Source organism: Mesorhizobium sp. M0983 (assembly GCF_040318975.1).
GTDB lineage: Bacteria > Pseudomonadota > Alphaproteobacteria > Rhizobiales > Rhizobiaceae > Mesorhizobium.
The window spans coordinates 226,350-241,320 of the sequence record NZ_JAMYNH010000005.1 but is presented as its reverse complement, the minus strand read 5'-3'; the positions used below and the strand labels follow the sequence as shown (position 1 = coordinate 241,320).

Sequence of the window (14,971 nt, the reverse complement as noted above, 5' to 3'; positions counted from 1 at the left end):
ACTATTTTCCGGCGCGCTCCCAAGGGAGCGCTTTCCATCGCGAAGCAAAATAGCCGGCCTTCCCCCTCCTCCGCTGACACTCCGGCCCTTCGCTTCGCTGCGGGTGCAGGTCCGTCCCGTCCGCCGGCTTCCGTCGCCATGAAGGCCGCGAGGTCGCGGTCCAACCGGCGGAGCATCTAATGAGCGAGCATGACGACTACGAACCACAGCACTCGTCTTCACCCATCGACCAAGTCCTCACCGAACTCCAGCTCTATGGCTACCGACCCTTCGCAGATGAGCCTGATCCTCGACCGCTTCCAGAGGGGCACTGCGTCGCCGGCGCGATCGCTGACATCTTCGACGCCCTCATCGTGGCACTGCAAGACAGTCGCCTCGAGCCCGATCTCGACGATCTTCTGTGGTCGACCGTCAACATCTTTCACCGCGCCGCAGATCGAATCGAGCGCGAACTCGACCACAACGAGCAGGCGCAACGCCGCAGCCAGCGTGAGCAAGACGGCAGCGAAGTGAAATCCGTCGAGCTGGAACACCTGACAGCCGAAGGGCAGACGCTGATCGAACGCCAATGCGCCTTCGAACTGATGCGTGATCAGGCCGCGGAGCACTACGAGCGCCACACCGGATCAAGTTGGCGACCGCGCAGCGGATCGATGGTCAACCACCGCAACCTGACCTCTGCGCTGATCGACAGCCGCGACTTTCTCAGCGCCAAGAAACGCGCCTCGCAGGAAGTCCTTCTGCCACCTGGCCCGAAAATCGCCTTCACCGCTGGGCTCGACTTCAATGACCACCAGCTGATCTGGGCCAAGCTCGACCAGGTCCACGCCCGGCATCCAGACATGGTCTTGATGCACGGGAAATCGCCGAAGGGTGGCGAAAAGATCGCCTCCTGTTGGGCAGACCATCGCAAGGTACCCCAAATCGGCTTTGCCCCTGATTGGACAAAGCATGCCAAAGCCGCCCCGTTCAAGCGCAATGACGCAATGCTGGAGTTGCTGCCGATAGGCGTCATCGTCTTTCCCGGGACCGGAATTCAGGACAATCTTGCTGACAAGGCAAAAAAGCTCGGCATCCCAGTCCTCGACTTCCGCCCCAAGGGAGGCGGCGCGTAAGCGCTGCCCGCCCCTACCCTTTTTTCGATTGTACGATACGGCCGCGATGGGGCAGCGCGGCGCCGCCCGTCTTATGCGATACTCAAGTCCGCGCCCTAGCAAAGGCGCGCGACGCCGTCACGCTTGCCGTCAACGTTTCAGCTGCGTCGCAGCTGGCATCACAGCTGCGAATAACGACGCCTGTTCAACCGAACAGGGGCTGGATCTGGGCGAACTCACCGAACAACCGGCGTGGGCAGGATGCTTGTTTCTGACCGGCCGTCGCATTGTTAGCGTTGTCGCTGACACGGCATGGCGCGACGCACAGCTCGAATCCACCACGGCGTGCCGTCTCGTTCCAAAGATCGCGGATATCCGGCGATGCACGTCAGCCGTGACTTGAACCGTGTCTTAAGCGCGGTGCTGACAACAGCTTGCGACTCGCGATGCCTGTACAGAGGAGCATCGACGCCGCTGATCGTCGTAGCCGGGATTTCGCCAGCGACGGTATCGCCAGGTTCTCCGTTGATGTCTCTATCTGGTGGGCCGCTCCAAACGGCCTCTTTAATGGGCTGATCTGGCCGAAGATCGGCTGCGCCTCGATCGCCTAAGCCGCAATGGCGCCGATCGACTTTCTTCCCCTGCCGGCTACGCCGTCATTCCTCGCCAAACAACAAAGTCGCCTGGCTGCCATCCTCCGCTGGCGCTGCGGTCGCAAGCGATGCGGCGTCGATCGCCCCCGGCCCGCCGATCGCCATCGAGGCCGCAACGGTGCGGGCTCGAAACAGAGTTCAAGGAGAAAACTCATGGCGATAATCGGAACCTTCAAGAGGGCCGGCAACAACGAGTTCACCGGCGAAATCGTGACCCTCTCGCTCCAGACCAAGAACGTCCGGGTCGTGCCCGAGACCAACCGCTCTGGCGACAGCGCCCCCAGCCACCGTGTCTTCGTCGGGCAGGTCGAGATCGGCGCCGCATGGTCCAAGCGCTCCAATGACGGCCGCGACTATCTCGGCATGAAGCTGGACGATCCGAGCTTCACTGCTCCGATCTACGCCAACCTCTTCAACGATGAGGAAGGCGAAGGCTTCAGCCTCATCTGGTCCCGCCCCAACGGGCGCCGCAACGCCGAGTAAGGGCCCGACCAAGGCTCCGCCCGGACGAACAGGGCGGGGCCGATCTCCTTTCATCCGACAAGTTGAGCGCAGTCGCTGCGCAACGAGCTCCGTCGGACTGTGGGGCGACTACCGGTCGTGTTCGCGACTGGCGACTTCATTCTTGCATGTTGCCTCGCCGATCATCGAAAATTCGCGGTGCTTCCCGCGTCAACTCACGGTGCCGATTTTCTGATCAACTCGCAAGGCTCCACATTCAGCGCAGTGGCGATCCTCCCAAGAACACTGATGCTGGCCGAGACCCGAGCGCGCTCGATCGATCCCACGTAACGCATGCTCAGTCCAGAGCGGGCGGCCAGTTCCTCCTGCGTCACGTTCTGGTCATGGCGCAGACGACGCATGTTGGCCGCCATGATCTCCTTGAGATTCATGACGGATTAGGGACCAGAAAGGGAACTATCGTTCTAGGCATGATCGTTCCTATTCGCTATGATTGGTGCTCGATCTAAAGGACGGCTCCTTCGAGATCGCGATCGAAATATGAACGGTCAAATACCATGCTTAAACCGCTGCTCGATCCTGATGTCGCCGACATTGCGCCGGATGCCCCGGTCCTGACCGGCTATGACGAGGAGCGTCTGCTCACCTACATTCGCCTGCTTGATGCGGCAGCGGAAGATGCCGATTGGCAGGAGGTGGCCAGGATCGTCTTGCATATAGACCCGGAGCAGGAGCCGGAACGAGCGTTCCGGTCCTGGGAGACCCATCTTGCTCGCGCGCGATGGATGACGACCAGCGGCTACCGATATCTTCTCGCTGGCGGCGCTCCGCACTGACGCGACCGGCGCTCCACCTTGCTGAATCGGCATAATGGTTTGCCGATTCTCCAACTATCCAACTTCCTTATCCCCCTGAATGTTGACGCCGACGCCTCACATCCGGGTACGCGGAGAGGACAGGAGCAGTGCAAGGCGATTGGACCGATCCGGCGGCGTATGCACATATGTGCAGCTACCAGGCTACGGAGTTCGCTGCCGAGTATCTGATCCGGAATGACGAATTCGTGGCAGAGTGCAGCCAGCTTGCATCGCAATCCGCTGGTTCTGGAGAACCTGCCGGTCAGCCCGATCTCGCCGCCCGTTGGGGCGCGCGATTTCAAAACTGCCGCTGCCGGACTTCCGAAAGCTGACAATATCATCTGGACGGAACAGGCCTCGCCGCGCGTGCTCCGGGTCATGCGGGTACCTGCATCCCACCAGACAGTTCAACCTTCCAGCCTTGGCGGAGCCAGCGTTTGGCCGCAGGACGAAGGCCTTCACATTATTTGGTCTACCTTAATTGGGAAAAGTCATCTCGTCGCTGACGACCGCGCCGGTGAATTCAACGCTATCCTTCTGCCGCTCGACGCTGCATTCGAGACGCGGCTCGATGCAGCGCGCCGGTTCTGGCGCGCACTGAACGGCCGGGCAGCCAGTCCATCTTACGGCGCGCTGCCGCAACAGACCAAGACCAGGCATATCCTCAATTTACGCGCACATGATGGTCAACGCACGGGTGCAACCTATCGTCAGCTCGCGGAGGTGCTGTTTTCGCAAGAGCCGATTGTGCCGCGAGATTGGCGTGATCATCATCTCCGCCACAAGGTCCGAGCTATCTTACGCCGTGCAGCTTTTTTTGTCGCCGGCGGCTATCGCGATCTTCTCTTCTACCCCCACAACCGCAGCGAAAGGTCCGGCCGCCGAAGTCCTTCTTCGGGGTAGCAAAAACGCACCCCCCCATCTTTGCCCTCCCTCGCCTTTCCTCATTTCGATCATGGTCCACTTCGCGCGTCCCGGCAGGCCAGGACGACAGCAGAACCGAATGGAGATCGAGCGATGTCGAAGGGTCCCGCGGACGCGCCCCAAAAGTATTTGCGCACGAAGGAGGCAGCACCCATCGTCGGGCTCTGCGCCCGCACACTCGAAAAGCACCGGACCTACGGCACCGGCCCAAAATACCGAAAGGTCGGCGGGCGCGTTCTCTACGACATCAACGACCTGCACGCCTGGATAGACCTGGGCGCACGCACCTCCACCAGCGATGCCAACGCGACCTATGTTCCGCCGGCAAAACCCCATGCAGCCCGCGCGCCCGCCTATGTCGGCAGGCGCGACCGCAGCTCCTGATCTGTGGCGCACCGAAATGCCGTATCGCGAGACCGTTCAGCAGCAATTTGCGCTGCCTCATGTCCCCTCATCCGGCTTCCCTCCACCCGGCACGCGGGACGTTGTGGCCTGGCAGCTCGTCTTGATGGTGAAATCCGGCCGCCTGACACCGATCCACTCTCATGCGGGCGAAGAATCGACCTGCGTTGAGGCGGCAAGTGTGCACGGCATGGCAACGATTTGGAACGCTGCCATCCTGGTCTGGGCTGCGTCGCAAACCATCCACGCGCAAGCCAGGAGATTGCAACCGCGCCGCCTGGTAGCGGCGAAACAGCAGCAAACCCTGATCTTCAGGTCGCTGCGTAAACGGCGGCATGTCCACAGCCGGATAGCCGCACGCGAGCAGCCGAGTCCATACACGGCCAAGCGTCGTAAAACTTGCCTGCTGCGCCCCGGGATCGAGTCATGAGCAAGCGCACAAAGATCATCGCCACGATGGTTGGCGGCGTAGTGCTCGCCGCGGCGCCGGCATGGATTAGCCATCCGCCGCTGTCCATCTGGAACGCATCGGCGAGCATCCCCGTCGGGCTCTACCGCGTCCAGCCGGCCGACAAAATCGGTATTGCCAATATCGCCGTCATCATGCCGCCCGAGCCATTGGCGGCCTTCATGGCAAGACGCGGGTATCTGCCGAAAAATGTGCCGCTCCTGAAGCGTATTTTGGCACTGGGGGGCGCAACCGTCTGTCGCCAAGGCACAACGATCATCGTCAACGGCAAGACGTATGGACATGCGCGCGAGCGTGACAGTCGCGGTCGACCCCTGCCCATCTGGCAGGGCTGCCGCGACATTGCCGAGGCGGACGTCTTCCTTATGAACCCGGGTGCAGCCGACAGTTTTGACAGCCGCTATTTCGGCCCGCTCCCGCTCTCATCAATCGTTGGCCGCGCGCTTCCCGTCTGGACCACGGAGCCCACCACTCCGGTGCTGGAATTCACCAACGATCCCCTTGCTAGCGAGCCGTGACGGCTCGGTTCGACGTGCACTAACACCCATGAAAGGAGCACTGCAATGACTCAGATCGGAACATTCACGCGCAACGATGACGGCTTCTTCGGCAATCTCTCCACGCTAACGATCGAGGCGAAGATTGCCATTCTGCCTGCCGAGAAATCCAAAACCGAAAACGCGCCCGACCATCTGATCTATTGCGAAGGGACGGCGGTCGGTGCGGCTTGGGACCGCGCCGGAGACAAGGCTGGGGATTACCTCTCCGTCTCAATTGACGACCCGTCCTTTACGCAGCCGATCCGCGCCAAGCTGTTCCGGTCCGATGCAGAGAACAGCGTCTGGAGCATGCACTGGAACCGATCATCGAAGCGCGACGGGCGAGGCTGAACAAATGCTTCTGGAGCCCTTCGACGAATCTTTCTCGCCAATCCTTTTGATCCATTGGGCGCCGGTTAAACCCTTCGACCCGACCGCCCGCGAGGCAGCCCACAGAGGGCCGGACACTTGCTTGTGGCTCCGGACGCAGATTTCATCACAGTTTTGGCAAAGCCGGTTCGATCGGCGAGCCCCTGCCCTTAACGGAAGCGAACACCGTCGCAGGCTGGCGGCGCATCGGTTCTGCGGTCTGCGGGATGCAGCCCACAGAGGCATGACGACGTTTGCCGCATGTGTCATGCTCGGCTTCGTGGCGCCCGAAACTGTTGCAGCGGCTTCCTCTGCTGGTGAACGGCCGGCGCACTCCGAGTCGACGATCTTGTCGGCAGGCCCGTGGTCGCGGCATATCCGGGAAGCGTCAAAACGCTTCGCCATTCCAGAGCGGTTGCTGCGCGGCGTCATGCATGTTGAGAGCGTCGGCGATGTTCGTGCGCTTTCAAGCAAGGGCGCAATGGGCTTGATGCAGATCATGCCGGCGACCTGGGAAGAACTGCGCATCAAATACCGTCTCGGTGACGATCCCTATCAACCGCGTGACAACATTCTTGCAGGTGCAGCATATCTTCGCGAAATGCTCGACAGCTTCGGGCGCAGCGGCTTTCTTGCCGCTTACAATGCCGGTCCTGGTCGGTACAGGGAACATCTCTCAACCGGCCGGCCGCTGCCACGCGAGACGGTCGACTACGTCAGGAAACTCGCGCCGCTGCTCGATGGTGCAGTTCTCAGTCCGCGGCGCGCGCGGCAAAGAAGGGGCAGAGCCAGCTCACTCCGTGCAACGATCTTTGCGCATCCCCATGACATTCGGAACGCCGCTGCATCGGATGGCAATGGTTATGCCGAGACGATCTTTGCGGCGATTCATTCGTCCGCGATGCGGTCGCCAATGGGCCATCCTGTTGCGGACCTGACTGCGATCGAGCCACGGCCGGGTGAAACCGATTTCCAATCGAACCACGCTGTTTCCGGCCTATTCGCTCAGCCCTCTTTAGTCATATCGCGATGATCGCCACGTTCCTCCTCAATTCCATTCCGGCCTGTTCCGTCGCGGAAATTGGGGCGGAAGGGTTGTCCGCAGATGAGGACAGAGAGAGTGGCAGGATAAAGGGCCGCGAGGTGCGGCTCGGATCGGCCGATTGTTTTCCTTACAATTTTCGACTCATTTCGCGATGTGCTGCCACAATCAGCGATGTGCGCTATTCCCATTTTTTCAGTCTTTCAATGGAAACCGCACCTCGTGGCCGCCTAGCATGACGCGTGACGATAGCTTTCGCGTCCGCCCGGGTCGTATCCGCTCCCGCGCCGGCCAGCGCGCACGACCCTTCATCTTCCAGGCTCTTGCGGCCACACAGCGCGCCGGCGGTCACCTTACACGCGAGGGTCGGATCACCTCCCCGCGAGCTTCAACGTTTGGCCGCGGCAGATCAGCGAGCATCCGCGCCAGTCGCCTCATCTCTGACCGCTCACGCGGCGCCGTCGTCAAGACCCGTGTGGTGCGGCAGTTCAGAGGGTCTGCGCCACTCGCCACCCATCTCAAATATCTTCGCCGCGAAGGTGTTACACGGGATGGTGAGAAGGCGAGGATGTTCGGCCCTGACACCAAAGAGGCAGATCATGACGCCTTCTGCGATCGCTGCAAGGACGATCGGCATCACTTCCGTTTCATCGTTTCACCGGACGACGCAATGGAGCTCGGCGAGCTCAAGAACTTCACTCGTGACCTGATGGTCGACATCGAGCGCGACCTCGGCACGAGGCTTGACTGGGTAGCCGTCGATCACTGGAACACCAAACATCCGCACGTTCACATCCTCGTTCGCGGCGTTGCCGACGATGGCGAGAGTCTTGTCATCTCGCGCGACTACATCCGCCAGGGCATGCGCGATCGGGCGAGCGACATTCTCACCCAGACGCTTGGGCTCCGCACCGACCTCGACATCCGCCAGGCCATCGAGCACCAAGTCGACACTGAGCGCTGGACGCAGCTCGATCGCCAGCTTGCTCGTGACGCCGACCGTCATGGTATCATTGATCTCGCGCCACACCCTGATCGCCATCCCGACCAGTTCCTGGGGCTCAAAGTCGGCCGGCTGCGGCAACTGGAACGCCTGGGTCTCGCGAACGAGATCCGTCCCGGCCAATGGATGGTGGTCGAAGAGGCCGAGGCCACTTTGCGCGCCCTCGGTGAACGCGGCGACATCATCAAGCGCATGCACCGCAGTCTCACCGTGCATGGGCTAGAAAAGGGGACAGCCGACTACGTGCTGGCCGCCGAAAAAATTGATGCGCCCGTGATCGGCCGACTGCTCGAACGCGGCCTTGATGACGAACGGCGCGGCGCGGCCTATGCCATCGTCGATGGCATCGATGGACGCACGCACCACATTCGCTTCCATGATCCTGATGCGGCGGGAGATTCCGACCCGGGCTCGGTCGTGGAGTTGTGTCGCGATGCGAGTGCAAATGGCGGTGGCCGGGTCACGCTCGCCGTCCGCTCCGACCTCTCAATCGAACAGCAGGTCCATGCTTCCGGCGCGACTTGGCTCGATCGCCAACTCGTTGCACGCGAGCCCGCCGAATTCGGTGACGGCGGCTTTGGCAAGGACGTAGGACAGGCACTGCAAGATCGGGTAGATCACCTTGTCAGCCGCGATCTGGCCAGGCGCGAGGGACAGCGCGTCATTCTTGCCCGCAATCTGATCGATACACTACACGATCATGAGGTGGAATCGCTTGGTGCCCGCATCGCCGCCGAGACGGGCCTGTCATTCACGAAGGCTCCCAACGGCAATCATGTGGCTGGGATTTACCGGCGGCGTTTTTTGCTGGCTTCAGGCCGGCTCGCGATGATCGATAATGGACTCGAATTCAAGCTGGTGCCCTGGTCGCCGTCGCTCGAAAAGCGATTGGGTAATCAAGTTACCGGGGTCGTGTGCTCAGATACGGGGGGCGTGGATTGGAGCCTGGGAAAGAAGCGCGGCATCGGCTTATGATGGTTACACGCGTATGCTCTATCCTGATGCTGGGAAGCCGGCACGGTCCGTCGCACATCCTCTGTTTGTACCTGCACGGTGAAGCGCCAAATGGGCTCGTAAAAAACAGGGACGTTGCGAATCCTCAATCAGTCCGCGGTCAGCACGACCTTGACACTCTGAGTGCGGTCGGCGGCAAGTCGGAACGCATCGGGGGCGGAGGAAAGCGTGCGCTCCGCCGTCACCAGCTTCAGGACGTCCACCTCCCGCGACACAATGAGGTCGACTGCGCGACCGAACTCGCTGCCGAAGCGGAAGGTGCCTTTGAGGTCGATCTCCTTGGCCATCACCGCATTGGCGGGCAGCGGGATCTGGCCACCGGGAAGATTGCCGACCTGGACCACCGTGCCGCCGCGCCGGACGCTGGCGATTGCCGCGGCAAGGCCTGCGGCAGTGCCTGAAATCTCGAACGCCACGTCAAGCGAACCGCCGGCGGCGAGCGCCTGGAGCTCGCCGTCGCCGCTGGCAATGTCGATCGTCCTGTCGGCACCCAACCTGCCGGCGAAGGCGAGCGGCGCGGCGGCGATGTCGGCGACGGTCAGTTCAGCGCAGCCGGCAAGCCTGGCCGCGAGCATGGTCAAGAGACCGATGGGGCCGGCACCGAACAGGATGACGTTGCGGCCCCTGATGTCGCCCGCCCGCGCGACGGCGTGCAGGCTGACCGCCAACGGCTCGGCAAGCGCCGCCGCCTGGTAGGCCACATCAGATGGAACCTTGAAACATTGCGCGGGCTTGGCGTCGAACAGACTGGCGAAACCGCCCTGCATATGCGGCGTCTTCGATGCCGAGCCCATGAAATAGATGTTCTCGCAGAGATTGGCGCGGCCTTCCAGGCATCGCGCGCAATGCCCGCACCAGCGCGACGGATTGACCGCGACGTGGTCGCCGACGCCCAGGCCGGGTGCCGCGCCATTGATCTCGACGATTTCGCCTGAGATTTCGTGGCCGAGGACAAGCGGCGAGGTCACCACGAAATCGCCGGTACGGGCATGGCGGAAATAATGCAGGTCGGAGCCGCAGATGCCCCCGGCCTCGAAGCGCACCCGCACCATGCCTGGCGCCAGCGGTTCGAGCGGACGCTCCACGACGCGCAGGTCCTGCGGGCCGAACAGCGTCGCGGCAACCACCTGGCCGCTCACCGGATCAAGCCCATCTCGGTCGGCAGCCAGAGCGTGATGGCGGGTATGAAGGTGATCAGAAGCAGCGCCACGATAAGCGGCACCAGCCACGGCAGGATCGCCATGGTGGTGCGCTCGACAGAAAGCTTGGCGACACGTGACAGCACGAACAGCACCATGCCGAGCGGCGGGTGCAAAAGCCCGATCATCAGGTTGAGCGTCATGATCAGCCCGAAATGCACCGGGTTGATGCCGTAGACGGCGGCAACCGGCAGCAGGATCGGCACCAGAATCGTGATCGCGGCGATCGTATCGAGGAAGCAGCCGACCACCAGCATCAGGATGTTGACCAGGATCAGGAACACCCACTTGTTTTCGGTGAGCGCGAAAATGAAGTTCGAAAACAGCTGCGCTGCCTGGCTGACGGTGAGCAGCCAGGCGAAGATCGATGCGGCGGTGACGATGAAGAGCACCGAGGCGGTCGTTTCGATCGTGTCGAAGCTGGCCTTGGCAAGCAAACGCAGCGTCATCGTGCGGTAGCGCACCAGCCCGAGGAAAAGCGACCAGATGACAGCCGCCATCGCGGCTTCGGTTGGCGTGAACCAGCCCATCGTCATGCCGCCGATCAGGATGACCGGCGTCATCAGCGCCATGACCGCGGAGAAGTCGAAATACCAGTCCGCCGCGACCAGCACCAGCAGCGCGATGCCGACCGCGATATTGATCGACAGGCCAAGCTGCACAAGCACGTAACAGCCAATCGGAAAGGCAGCCACCACCAGCACCTCGCCTGCTGCTTCGGCGAGCCGCCGAAGCTCGAAAGGTGTGTCGGAACCCCAGCCGCGACTGTAGGCAAAGATGGCAACCGTAATCATCATCAGCACGGTCATGACCACGCCGGGCAGGATGCCGGCCATGAACAGCGCACCGATCGAGACATTGGCCATCATGCCGTAGATGACGAAGGGCAGCGAGGGCGGAAAGATCGGCCCGAGCGTGGCGGAAGCGGCGGTGACGCCGACCGCGGCGTCGATAGGATAGCCGTGGTCCTTCATCGCCTTGATCTCGATCGTGCCAATGCCGGCGGCGTCGGCGAGCGCGGTGCCCGACATGCCGGAAAAGATCACCGATCCGATGATGTTGACCTGCGCCAGGCCGCCCTTCATCCAGCCGACCAGGGCAAGGGCAAAGGAATAGATGCGCCCGGTGACGCCGGCGATGTTCATGAGGTTGCCGGCCAGGATGAAGAAGGGAACGGCGAGCAGTGGAAAGCTCTCGACCCCGGCGATCATGCGCTGGGCCGCAATGATATCGGGCGCCACGCCGTAGATGACGAGGTAAAGGATCGAGGCGGCCGCCATCGAAACGGCGACCGGCACGCCGATGAGCATCAGGACAAGAAAGCCCCCTACCAGAAGCAGCATCGCTCAGACCCCCGCCGTCTCGAACGCCCCGGGACGCTCGAGCACCGAATAGCCGCGCCTGTAATTGCCGATGAAGACCTGGATCGAGCGCAGAAGCATCAGCACGAAGCCAGCCAAGACGGCGTAGAAGAACCAGCGCCGCGGCAGGTTGACTGTGACCATGCGCTCATGCGCCACGATCGTGACGTAGCGCCACATCAGCCATGTTCCGTAGGCGAAGAATGCAATGCGGATAATATCGACGGCGAGCGCCAGCCAGCGGCCAACGCGCTCCGGCAGATAGTGGTAAAGCACATCGACATGGATATGGCGTGAAAGGCGCACGCACATGGCGGCGCCGAGAAAAACGACGACGACGAGCGCGTTGATGGCGATCTCCTCGGTCCAGGCAAGGCTGTTGTTCAGCGCATAGCGGGTGAAGAACTGCAGGAAGACACAGACGACCATGCCCCAGAACACGGCAAGCGTGATCCAGTCCTCGATACCGTGGTCCGACAGGTCGACGTGTACCGGCACCTCCTCGAAGGCGTGGGCGATCTCTTCGACGGTGATCTCGGTGTGGTGTTCCTCGGCCATTGGCGCGGGCTCCCGAAGCTGGTGGTCGTCAAGGATTGGAAAGGCCGTCCGGCACAATTTCAAGCCGGACGGATGGGCAGGTTAAAGCGGCGAATCCGATTGCCGCCCTATCCTCTTGATTGAGCATCCGATTTCCCGATGCCCTATTTGATGGCGCGGATCGCTTCCCAATCGGCCTTGTTGTAGCCGAATTCCTCGAAGGTGACCTTCTCCAGCACATTCTTCTCGAAGTCGGCACGGTCGACATCGGTTACGCTGATGCCGCGGTCCTTGAATACCTGCACCAGTTCCTTTTCGCGGGCGACGATCTTCGCCGTGGCGCGGGCGGCAGCCTCCTGCATCACCTCGGTGAAGATCTTCTTGTCCTCGTCGGAAAGCGAGGCCCAGCGCGACGCCGATATGATGGTGTTGAGATGATCGACGATATGGCCGGTGAGCACGATGTTCTTCTGCACCTCGTAAAATTTCTTCGCCTCGATGGTGGTCAGCGGGTTCTCCTGGGCCTCGACCGTGCCGTTCTGCAGGGCGAGATAGACCTCGGCGAAGGCAATCGGCGCGGTGTTGGCGCCGCAGGCACGCGGCATGGCTAGATAGGCGGGCACGTCGGGGACGCGCATCTTCAAGCCCTGCATGTCGGAGCACTTGGCGATCGGCCGGTTCGAGGTGGTCTGCCGCGTTCCATAATAGGTGGTGGCGGCGATGTGATTGCCGGTCTTGTCCTCGTAGCCCTTGGTCAGGGCCTTGTAGACGTCGCTCTTGGTGTATTTCAGCAGATGGTCGGCATCGCGGAAAGTGTATGGGAAATAGGTGACGCCGATCGGTGGATATTCGCGCGCTGCGAAGCTCGATCCGGAAATGATGATATCGACGGTGCCGAGCATCAGGCCCTGGTTGATGTCTGCTTCCTTGCCAAGCTGCGAGGCCGGATAGACGTCGATGGCGTAGCGGCCCTGGGTGCGCTTCTTGATCTCGTCGGCCGCCCACACGGATTCGGTGTGGAAGGGCTCCGTCGTCTCGTAGACATGTGCCCATTTCAGGACCGTTTCCGCCGAGGCCGACGCCATGGGTATGGCAATTGCGGCGATCGCACCGAGCAGAACTGCGTATTTTCTCAGCATCTAATTCCTCCCTGGTTGGATTTGACGGCCGGATCTCCCCCCGGCCAACTGCTATTCCGCAACCTCCTTGGCTGCGGCTCTCTCATCGAAATTGCGTGAGAATCTGATTTGCGACTGGCGCAGATGCTGCTGCATGGCGGCCTTGGCCCGCTCGGGGTCGCGCGCGGCAATCGCATCGCGCACGGCACGATGCTCCTTTGCCGCTATCTGCCAGGAATCGTTGGTCTCGAAATAGATCGACAGGCGTTCGAAGTACGGGTTCATGCGCTGGTCGAAGAGCTCGCCGATGAAGCGCACCAGCACCGCGTTCTCGAGAATGCCGGCGACTGCAGTATGGAATTCCCGGTCGAGCGTAATGGTCATCTTGTTGGGGTGACGCATGGCCTCCATCCGGCGCAGCACGTCGTCGAGCCGTTCGATATCTGCAGGCCGGACGTGGAGAGCAGCTTCGGCGGCGATCGCGCCTTCGACGAATTCGCGCGCGCGCAACAGCTCGAACGGGCCTTCCTCGATTTCGGGTTCGGAGGCGGGGGCGCTCGGCGGATCGGTGACGTAGATGCCCGAGCCGACGCGGATGCGTATGCGGCCTTCGACCTCCAGCGCTATCAGCGCTTCACGGACCGTCGGGCGGGAAATTCCGAGCTGGTCGGCCAGATCCCGCTCGGTCGGCAGACGGTCGCCGACGGAAAACTCGCCGGCATCGATCAGTTGCCTGAGCTGATCGGCGACCTGTCGGTATAGCCGGCGTGGTTCAACGGCCTGGATCGGCATGCGTGTTTAGTTCCCTCCCCGGCTCGCCCCTGGTACATTGGTCTGACCCATTGACCGCAAGCTTAGACAGACCATGCAGAGAGTCAAGCTCGACAGAACCGCGGCCCGCGCACCGGAAGGCGGCGGCATTCGGCAGGCATTCCATGCGTCAGCGCCGTCCTCCGCGAATGACCAGGACGTTCCCGGCGGCGACGAGGACGAGCCCGATGATCGCGTAAGCGGTCCAGGCATAGCCTTCCAGCGCCGTGGAGATCAAAAGCGCAAAGACGGGAAATATGACGGTCGCATAGCCGGCGCGGGCGCCGCCAATGCGTCCGAGCAGCGTCAGGTAGGCGGCGAAAGCCATGACCGTCGATATGACGGCGAGGAAGACCAGCGAGCCGATATAAGAGGCGGTCGTCGCGAACACGAACGGCTCACCGAGCAGGAAGGCCAGGAACGCCGACCACAGAGTGCCGTAGAGCATGCCCCAGGCGCTGGTTGAAACGAGCGGCAGGCCGCGGCGCTGGTTTGCGACGGAGACGAGATTACCGGCGCAGAAGCTCAGCGTGCCACAGAGGCACAGCAGAAGGCCCACCAACGTCCTGCCTGAAAGCCCGTTCGCGGCAATTTCGGGAAAGAACATCAGCGCTATGCCGGCGAAGCCAATAACGCCGCCGGCGAGAATGCGCGGCGCCGGGCGCTCGCCGATGACCAAGGCACCGAGCAGCATGTTGATGACCGAGGCGAGCGAGAAGACGACCGAGAGCAATCCGCTGACGAGATAGCCGGCGCCGTAATAGAAAAACAGGAAGTTCGATGAGAAGATGAGGATGCCGAGCACAGCAAAGCGCAGATGATCGGTGATCGGAAAGCGGAGCCGCCCGCCGGAAAAACCGGCCCAGGCAAACATCAGCAGCGTGGCGATGGCGAAGCGCCAGACCAGATTGACCTCGTTCGATACGCCGCTGCCGACCTGAAGTTCGATCGCGAACCACGATGCGCTCCAGGCGATGACCGTCAGCGCGTAAAGCCCGTAGTCGACGGGTTCGAAGGGGCGGTCGCGCGTCGTTGTGCGCTTTTCCGCGGTAGCCGGCTCCGGGGCGCCGTTTGGTTCTCTTGTTACCGACATGCTGGCCAAGACTCTTCCGCTCATA

At 61.9% G+C, this 14,971-nt stretch carries 18 protein-coding genes; 11 read left to right on the top strand and 7 right to left on the bottom strand.

The window, feature by feature from the left end; genetic code table 11:
• The first annotated feature begins 179 nt into the window (after positions 1-179).
• Together NKH71_RS12500 and NKH71_RS12495 are read left to right on the top strand one after the other, a co-directional pair.
• Entirely contained in the window at positions 180-1,115 is a 936-nt protein-coding gene (locus tag NKH71_RS12500) for a DUF2493 domain-containing protein (protein ID WP_023717055.1), read from the top strand.
• Positions 1,116-1,900: 785 nt separating this feature from the next.
• Entirely contained in the window at positions 1,901-2,230 is a 330-nt protein-coding gene (locus NKH71_RS12495; RefSeq protein ID WP_023717052.1) for a DUF736 domain-containing protein, read from the top strand.
• 194 nt (positions 2,231-2,424) lie between these two features.
• Here the strand turns inward: NKH71_RS12495 and NKH71_RS12490 are convergent, their stop codons facing one another.
• Positions 2,425-2,640: a helix-turn-helix domain-containing protein gene (locus NKH71_RS12490; RefSeq protein WP_023717051.1), complete on the bottom strand. Its 216-nt coding sequence runs from the start codon at positions 2,638-2,640 to the stop codon at positions 2,425-2,427.
• Positions 2,641-2,766: 126 nt separating this feature from the next.
• Between NKH71_RS12490 and NKH71_RS12485 the strand changes: the two genes are divergently transcribed.
• From NKH71_RS12485 to NKH71_RS12445, 9 genes are all read left to right on the top strand, one after another.
• The gene (locus NKH71_RS12485; RefSeq protein ID WP_023717050.1) at positions 2,767-3,045 is read left to right on the top strand and encodes a DNA -binding domain-containing protein; all 279 of its coding nucleotides are present in this window, start codon (positions 2,767-2,769) and stop codon (positions 3,043-3,045) included.
• Between the two features lie 167 nt (positions 3,046-3,212).
• Positions 3,213-3,398, top strand: a complete 186-nt coding sequence (locus NKH71_RS12480; RefSeq protein WP_352483886.1) for a transcriptional regulator domain-containing protein — start codon at positions 3,213-3,215, stop codon at positions 3,396-3,398.
• Positions 3,399-3,444: 46 nt separating this feature from the next.
• Positions 3,445-3,969, top strand: coding sequence for a DUF2285 domain-containing protein (locus NKH71_RS12475; protein ID WP_352483885.1), 525 nt, complete (start codon positions 3,445-3,447; stop codon positions 3,967-3,969).
• Positions 3,970-4,083: 114 nt separating this feature from the next.
• The gene (locus NKH71_RS12470; protein ID WP_023717048.1) at positions 4,084-4,374 is read left to right on the top strand and encodes a helix-turn-helix transcriptional regulator; all 291 of its coding nucleotides are present in this window, start codon (positions 4,084-4,086) and stop codon (positions 4,372-4,374) included.
• A 16-nt stretch (positions 4,375-4,390) separates the two neighbouring features.
• Positions 4,391-4,822 carry a replication initiator protein A gene (locus tag NKH71_RS12465; protein ID WP_352895046.1) on the top strand — a complete coding sequence of 144 codons (432 nt, stop codon included), beginning with the start codon at positions 4,391-4,393 and terminating at the stop codon, positions 4,820-4,822.
• Positions 4,819-5,379 (top strand): S26 family signal peptidase, encoded by a 561-nt coding sequence (locus NKH71_RS12460; protein ID WP_023717046.1) that lies wholly within the window; start codon positions 4,819-4,821, stop codon positions 5,377-5,379. The genes NKH71_RS12465 and NKH71_RS12460 overlap by 4 nt, the downstream gene beginning before the upstream one ends.
• Positions 5,380-5,424: 45 nt before the next feature.
• A complete protein-coding gene (locus tag NKH71_RS12455; protein WP_023717045.1) occupies positions 5,425-5,751 on the top strand; it encodes a DUF736 domain-containing protein in 327 nt (108 codons plus the stop codon).
• Positions 5,687-6,802 (top strand): lytic transglycosylase domain-containing protein, encoded by a 1,116-nt coding sequence (locus NKH71_RS12450; protein ID WP_352483862.1) that lies wholly within the window; start codon positions 5,687-5,689, stop codon positions 6,800-6,802. Before NKH71_RS12455 ends, NKH71_RS12450 begins: the two co-directional genes overlap by 65 nt.
• A 244-nt stretch (positions 6,803-7,046) precedes the next feature.
• The gene (locus tag NKH71_RS12445) at positions 7,047-8,789 is read left to right on the top strand and encodes a relaxase/mobilization nuclease domain-containing protein (RefSeq protein WP_023717043.1); all 1,743 of its coding nucleotides are present in this window, start codon (positions 7,047-7,049) and stop codon (positions 8,787-8,789) included.
• Between the two features lie 128 nt (positions 8,790-8,917).
• On the opposite strand, the gene NKH71_RS12440 is transcribed toward NKH71_RS12445, so the two are convergent.
• The 6 genes from NKH71_RS12440 to NKH71_RS12415 all read right to left on the bottom strand — a co-directional run bounded on the left by NKH71_RS12440 (position 8,918) and on the right by NKH71_RS12415 (position 14,946).
• Entirely contained in the window at positions 8,918-9,967 is a 1,050-nt protein-coding gene (locus NKH71_RS12440; RefSeq protein ID WP_352483861.1) for an L-idonate 5-dehydrogenase, read from the bottom strand.
• The gene (locus NKH71_RS12435; protein WP_352483860.1) at positions 9,964-11,370 is read right to left on the bottom strand and encodes a TRAP transporter large permease; all 1,407 of its coding nucleotides are present in this window, start codon (positions 11,368-11,370) and stop codon (positions 9,964-9,966) included. The genes NKH71_RS12440 and NKH71_RS12435 overlap by 4 nt, the downstream gene beginning before the upstream one ends.
• Positions 11,371-11,373: 3 nt before the next feature.
• Positions 11,374-11,946, bottom strand: a complete 573-nt coding sequence (locus NKH71_RS12430; protein ID WP_023717040.1) for a TRAP transporter small permease — start codon at positions 11,944-11,946, stop codon at positions 11,374-11,376.
• Positions 11,947-12,089: 143 nt separating this feature from the next.
• Positions 12,090-13,064, bottom strand: coding sequence for a sialic acid TRAP transporter substrate-binding protein SiaP (locus tag NKH71_RS12425; protein WP_023717039.1), 975 nt, complete (start codon positions 13,062-13,064; stop codon positions 12,090-12,092).
• Positions 13,065-13,115: 51 nt separating this feature from the next.
• Positions 13,116-13,835: a FadR/GntR family transcriptional regulator gene (locus NKH71_RS12420; protein WP_031193403.1), complete on the bottom strand. Its 720-nt coding sequence runs from the start codon at positions 13,833-13,835 to the stop codon at positions 13,116-13,118.
• A 148-nt stretch (positions 13,836-13,983) separates the two neighbouring features.
• Positions 13,984-14,946, bottom strand: a complete 963-nt coding sequence (locus tag NKH71_RS12415; RefSeq protein WP_023717038.1) for a DMT family transporter — start codon at positions 14,944-14,946, stop codon at positions 13,984-13,986.
• Between the last annotated feature and the right edge of the window lie 25 nt (positions 14,947-14,971).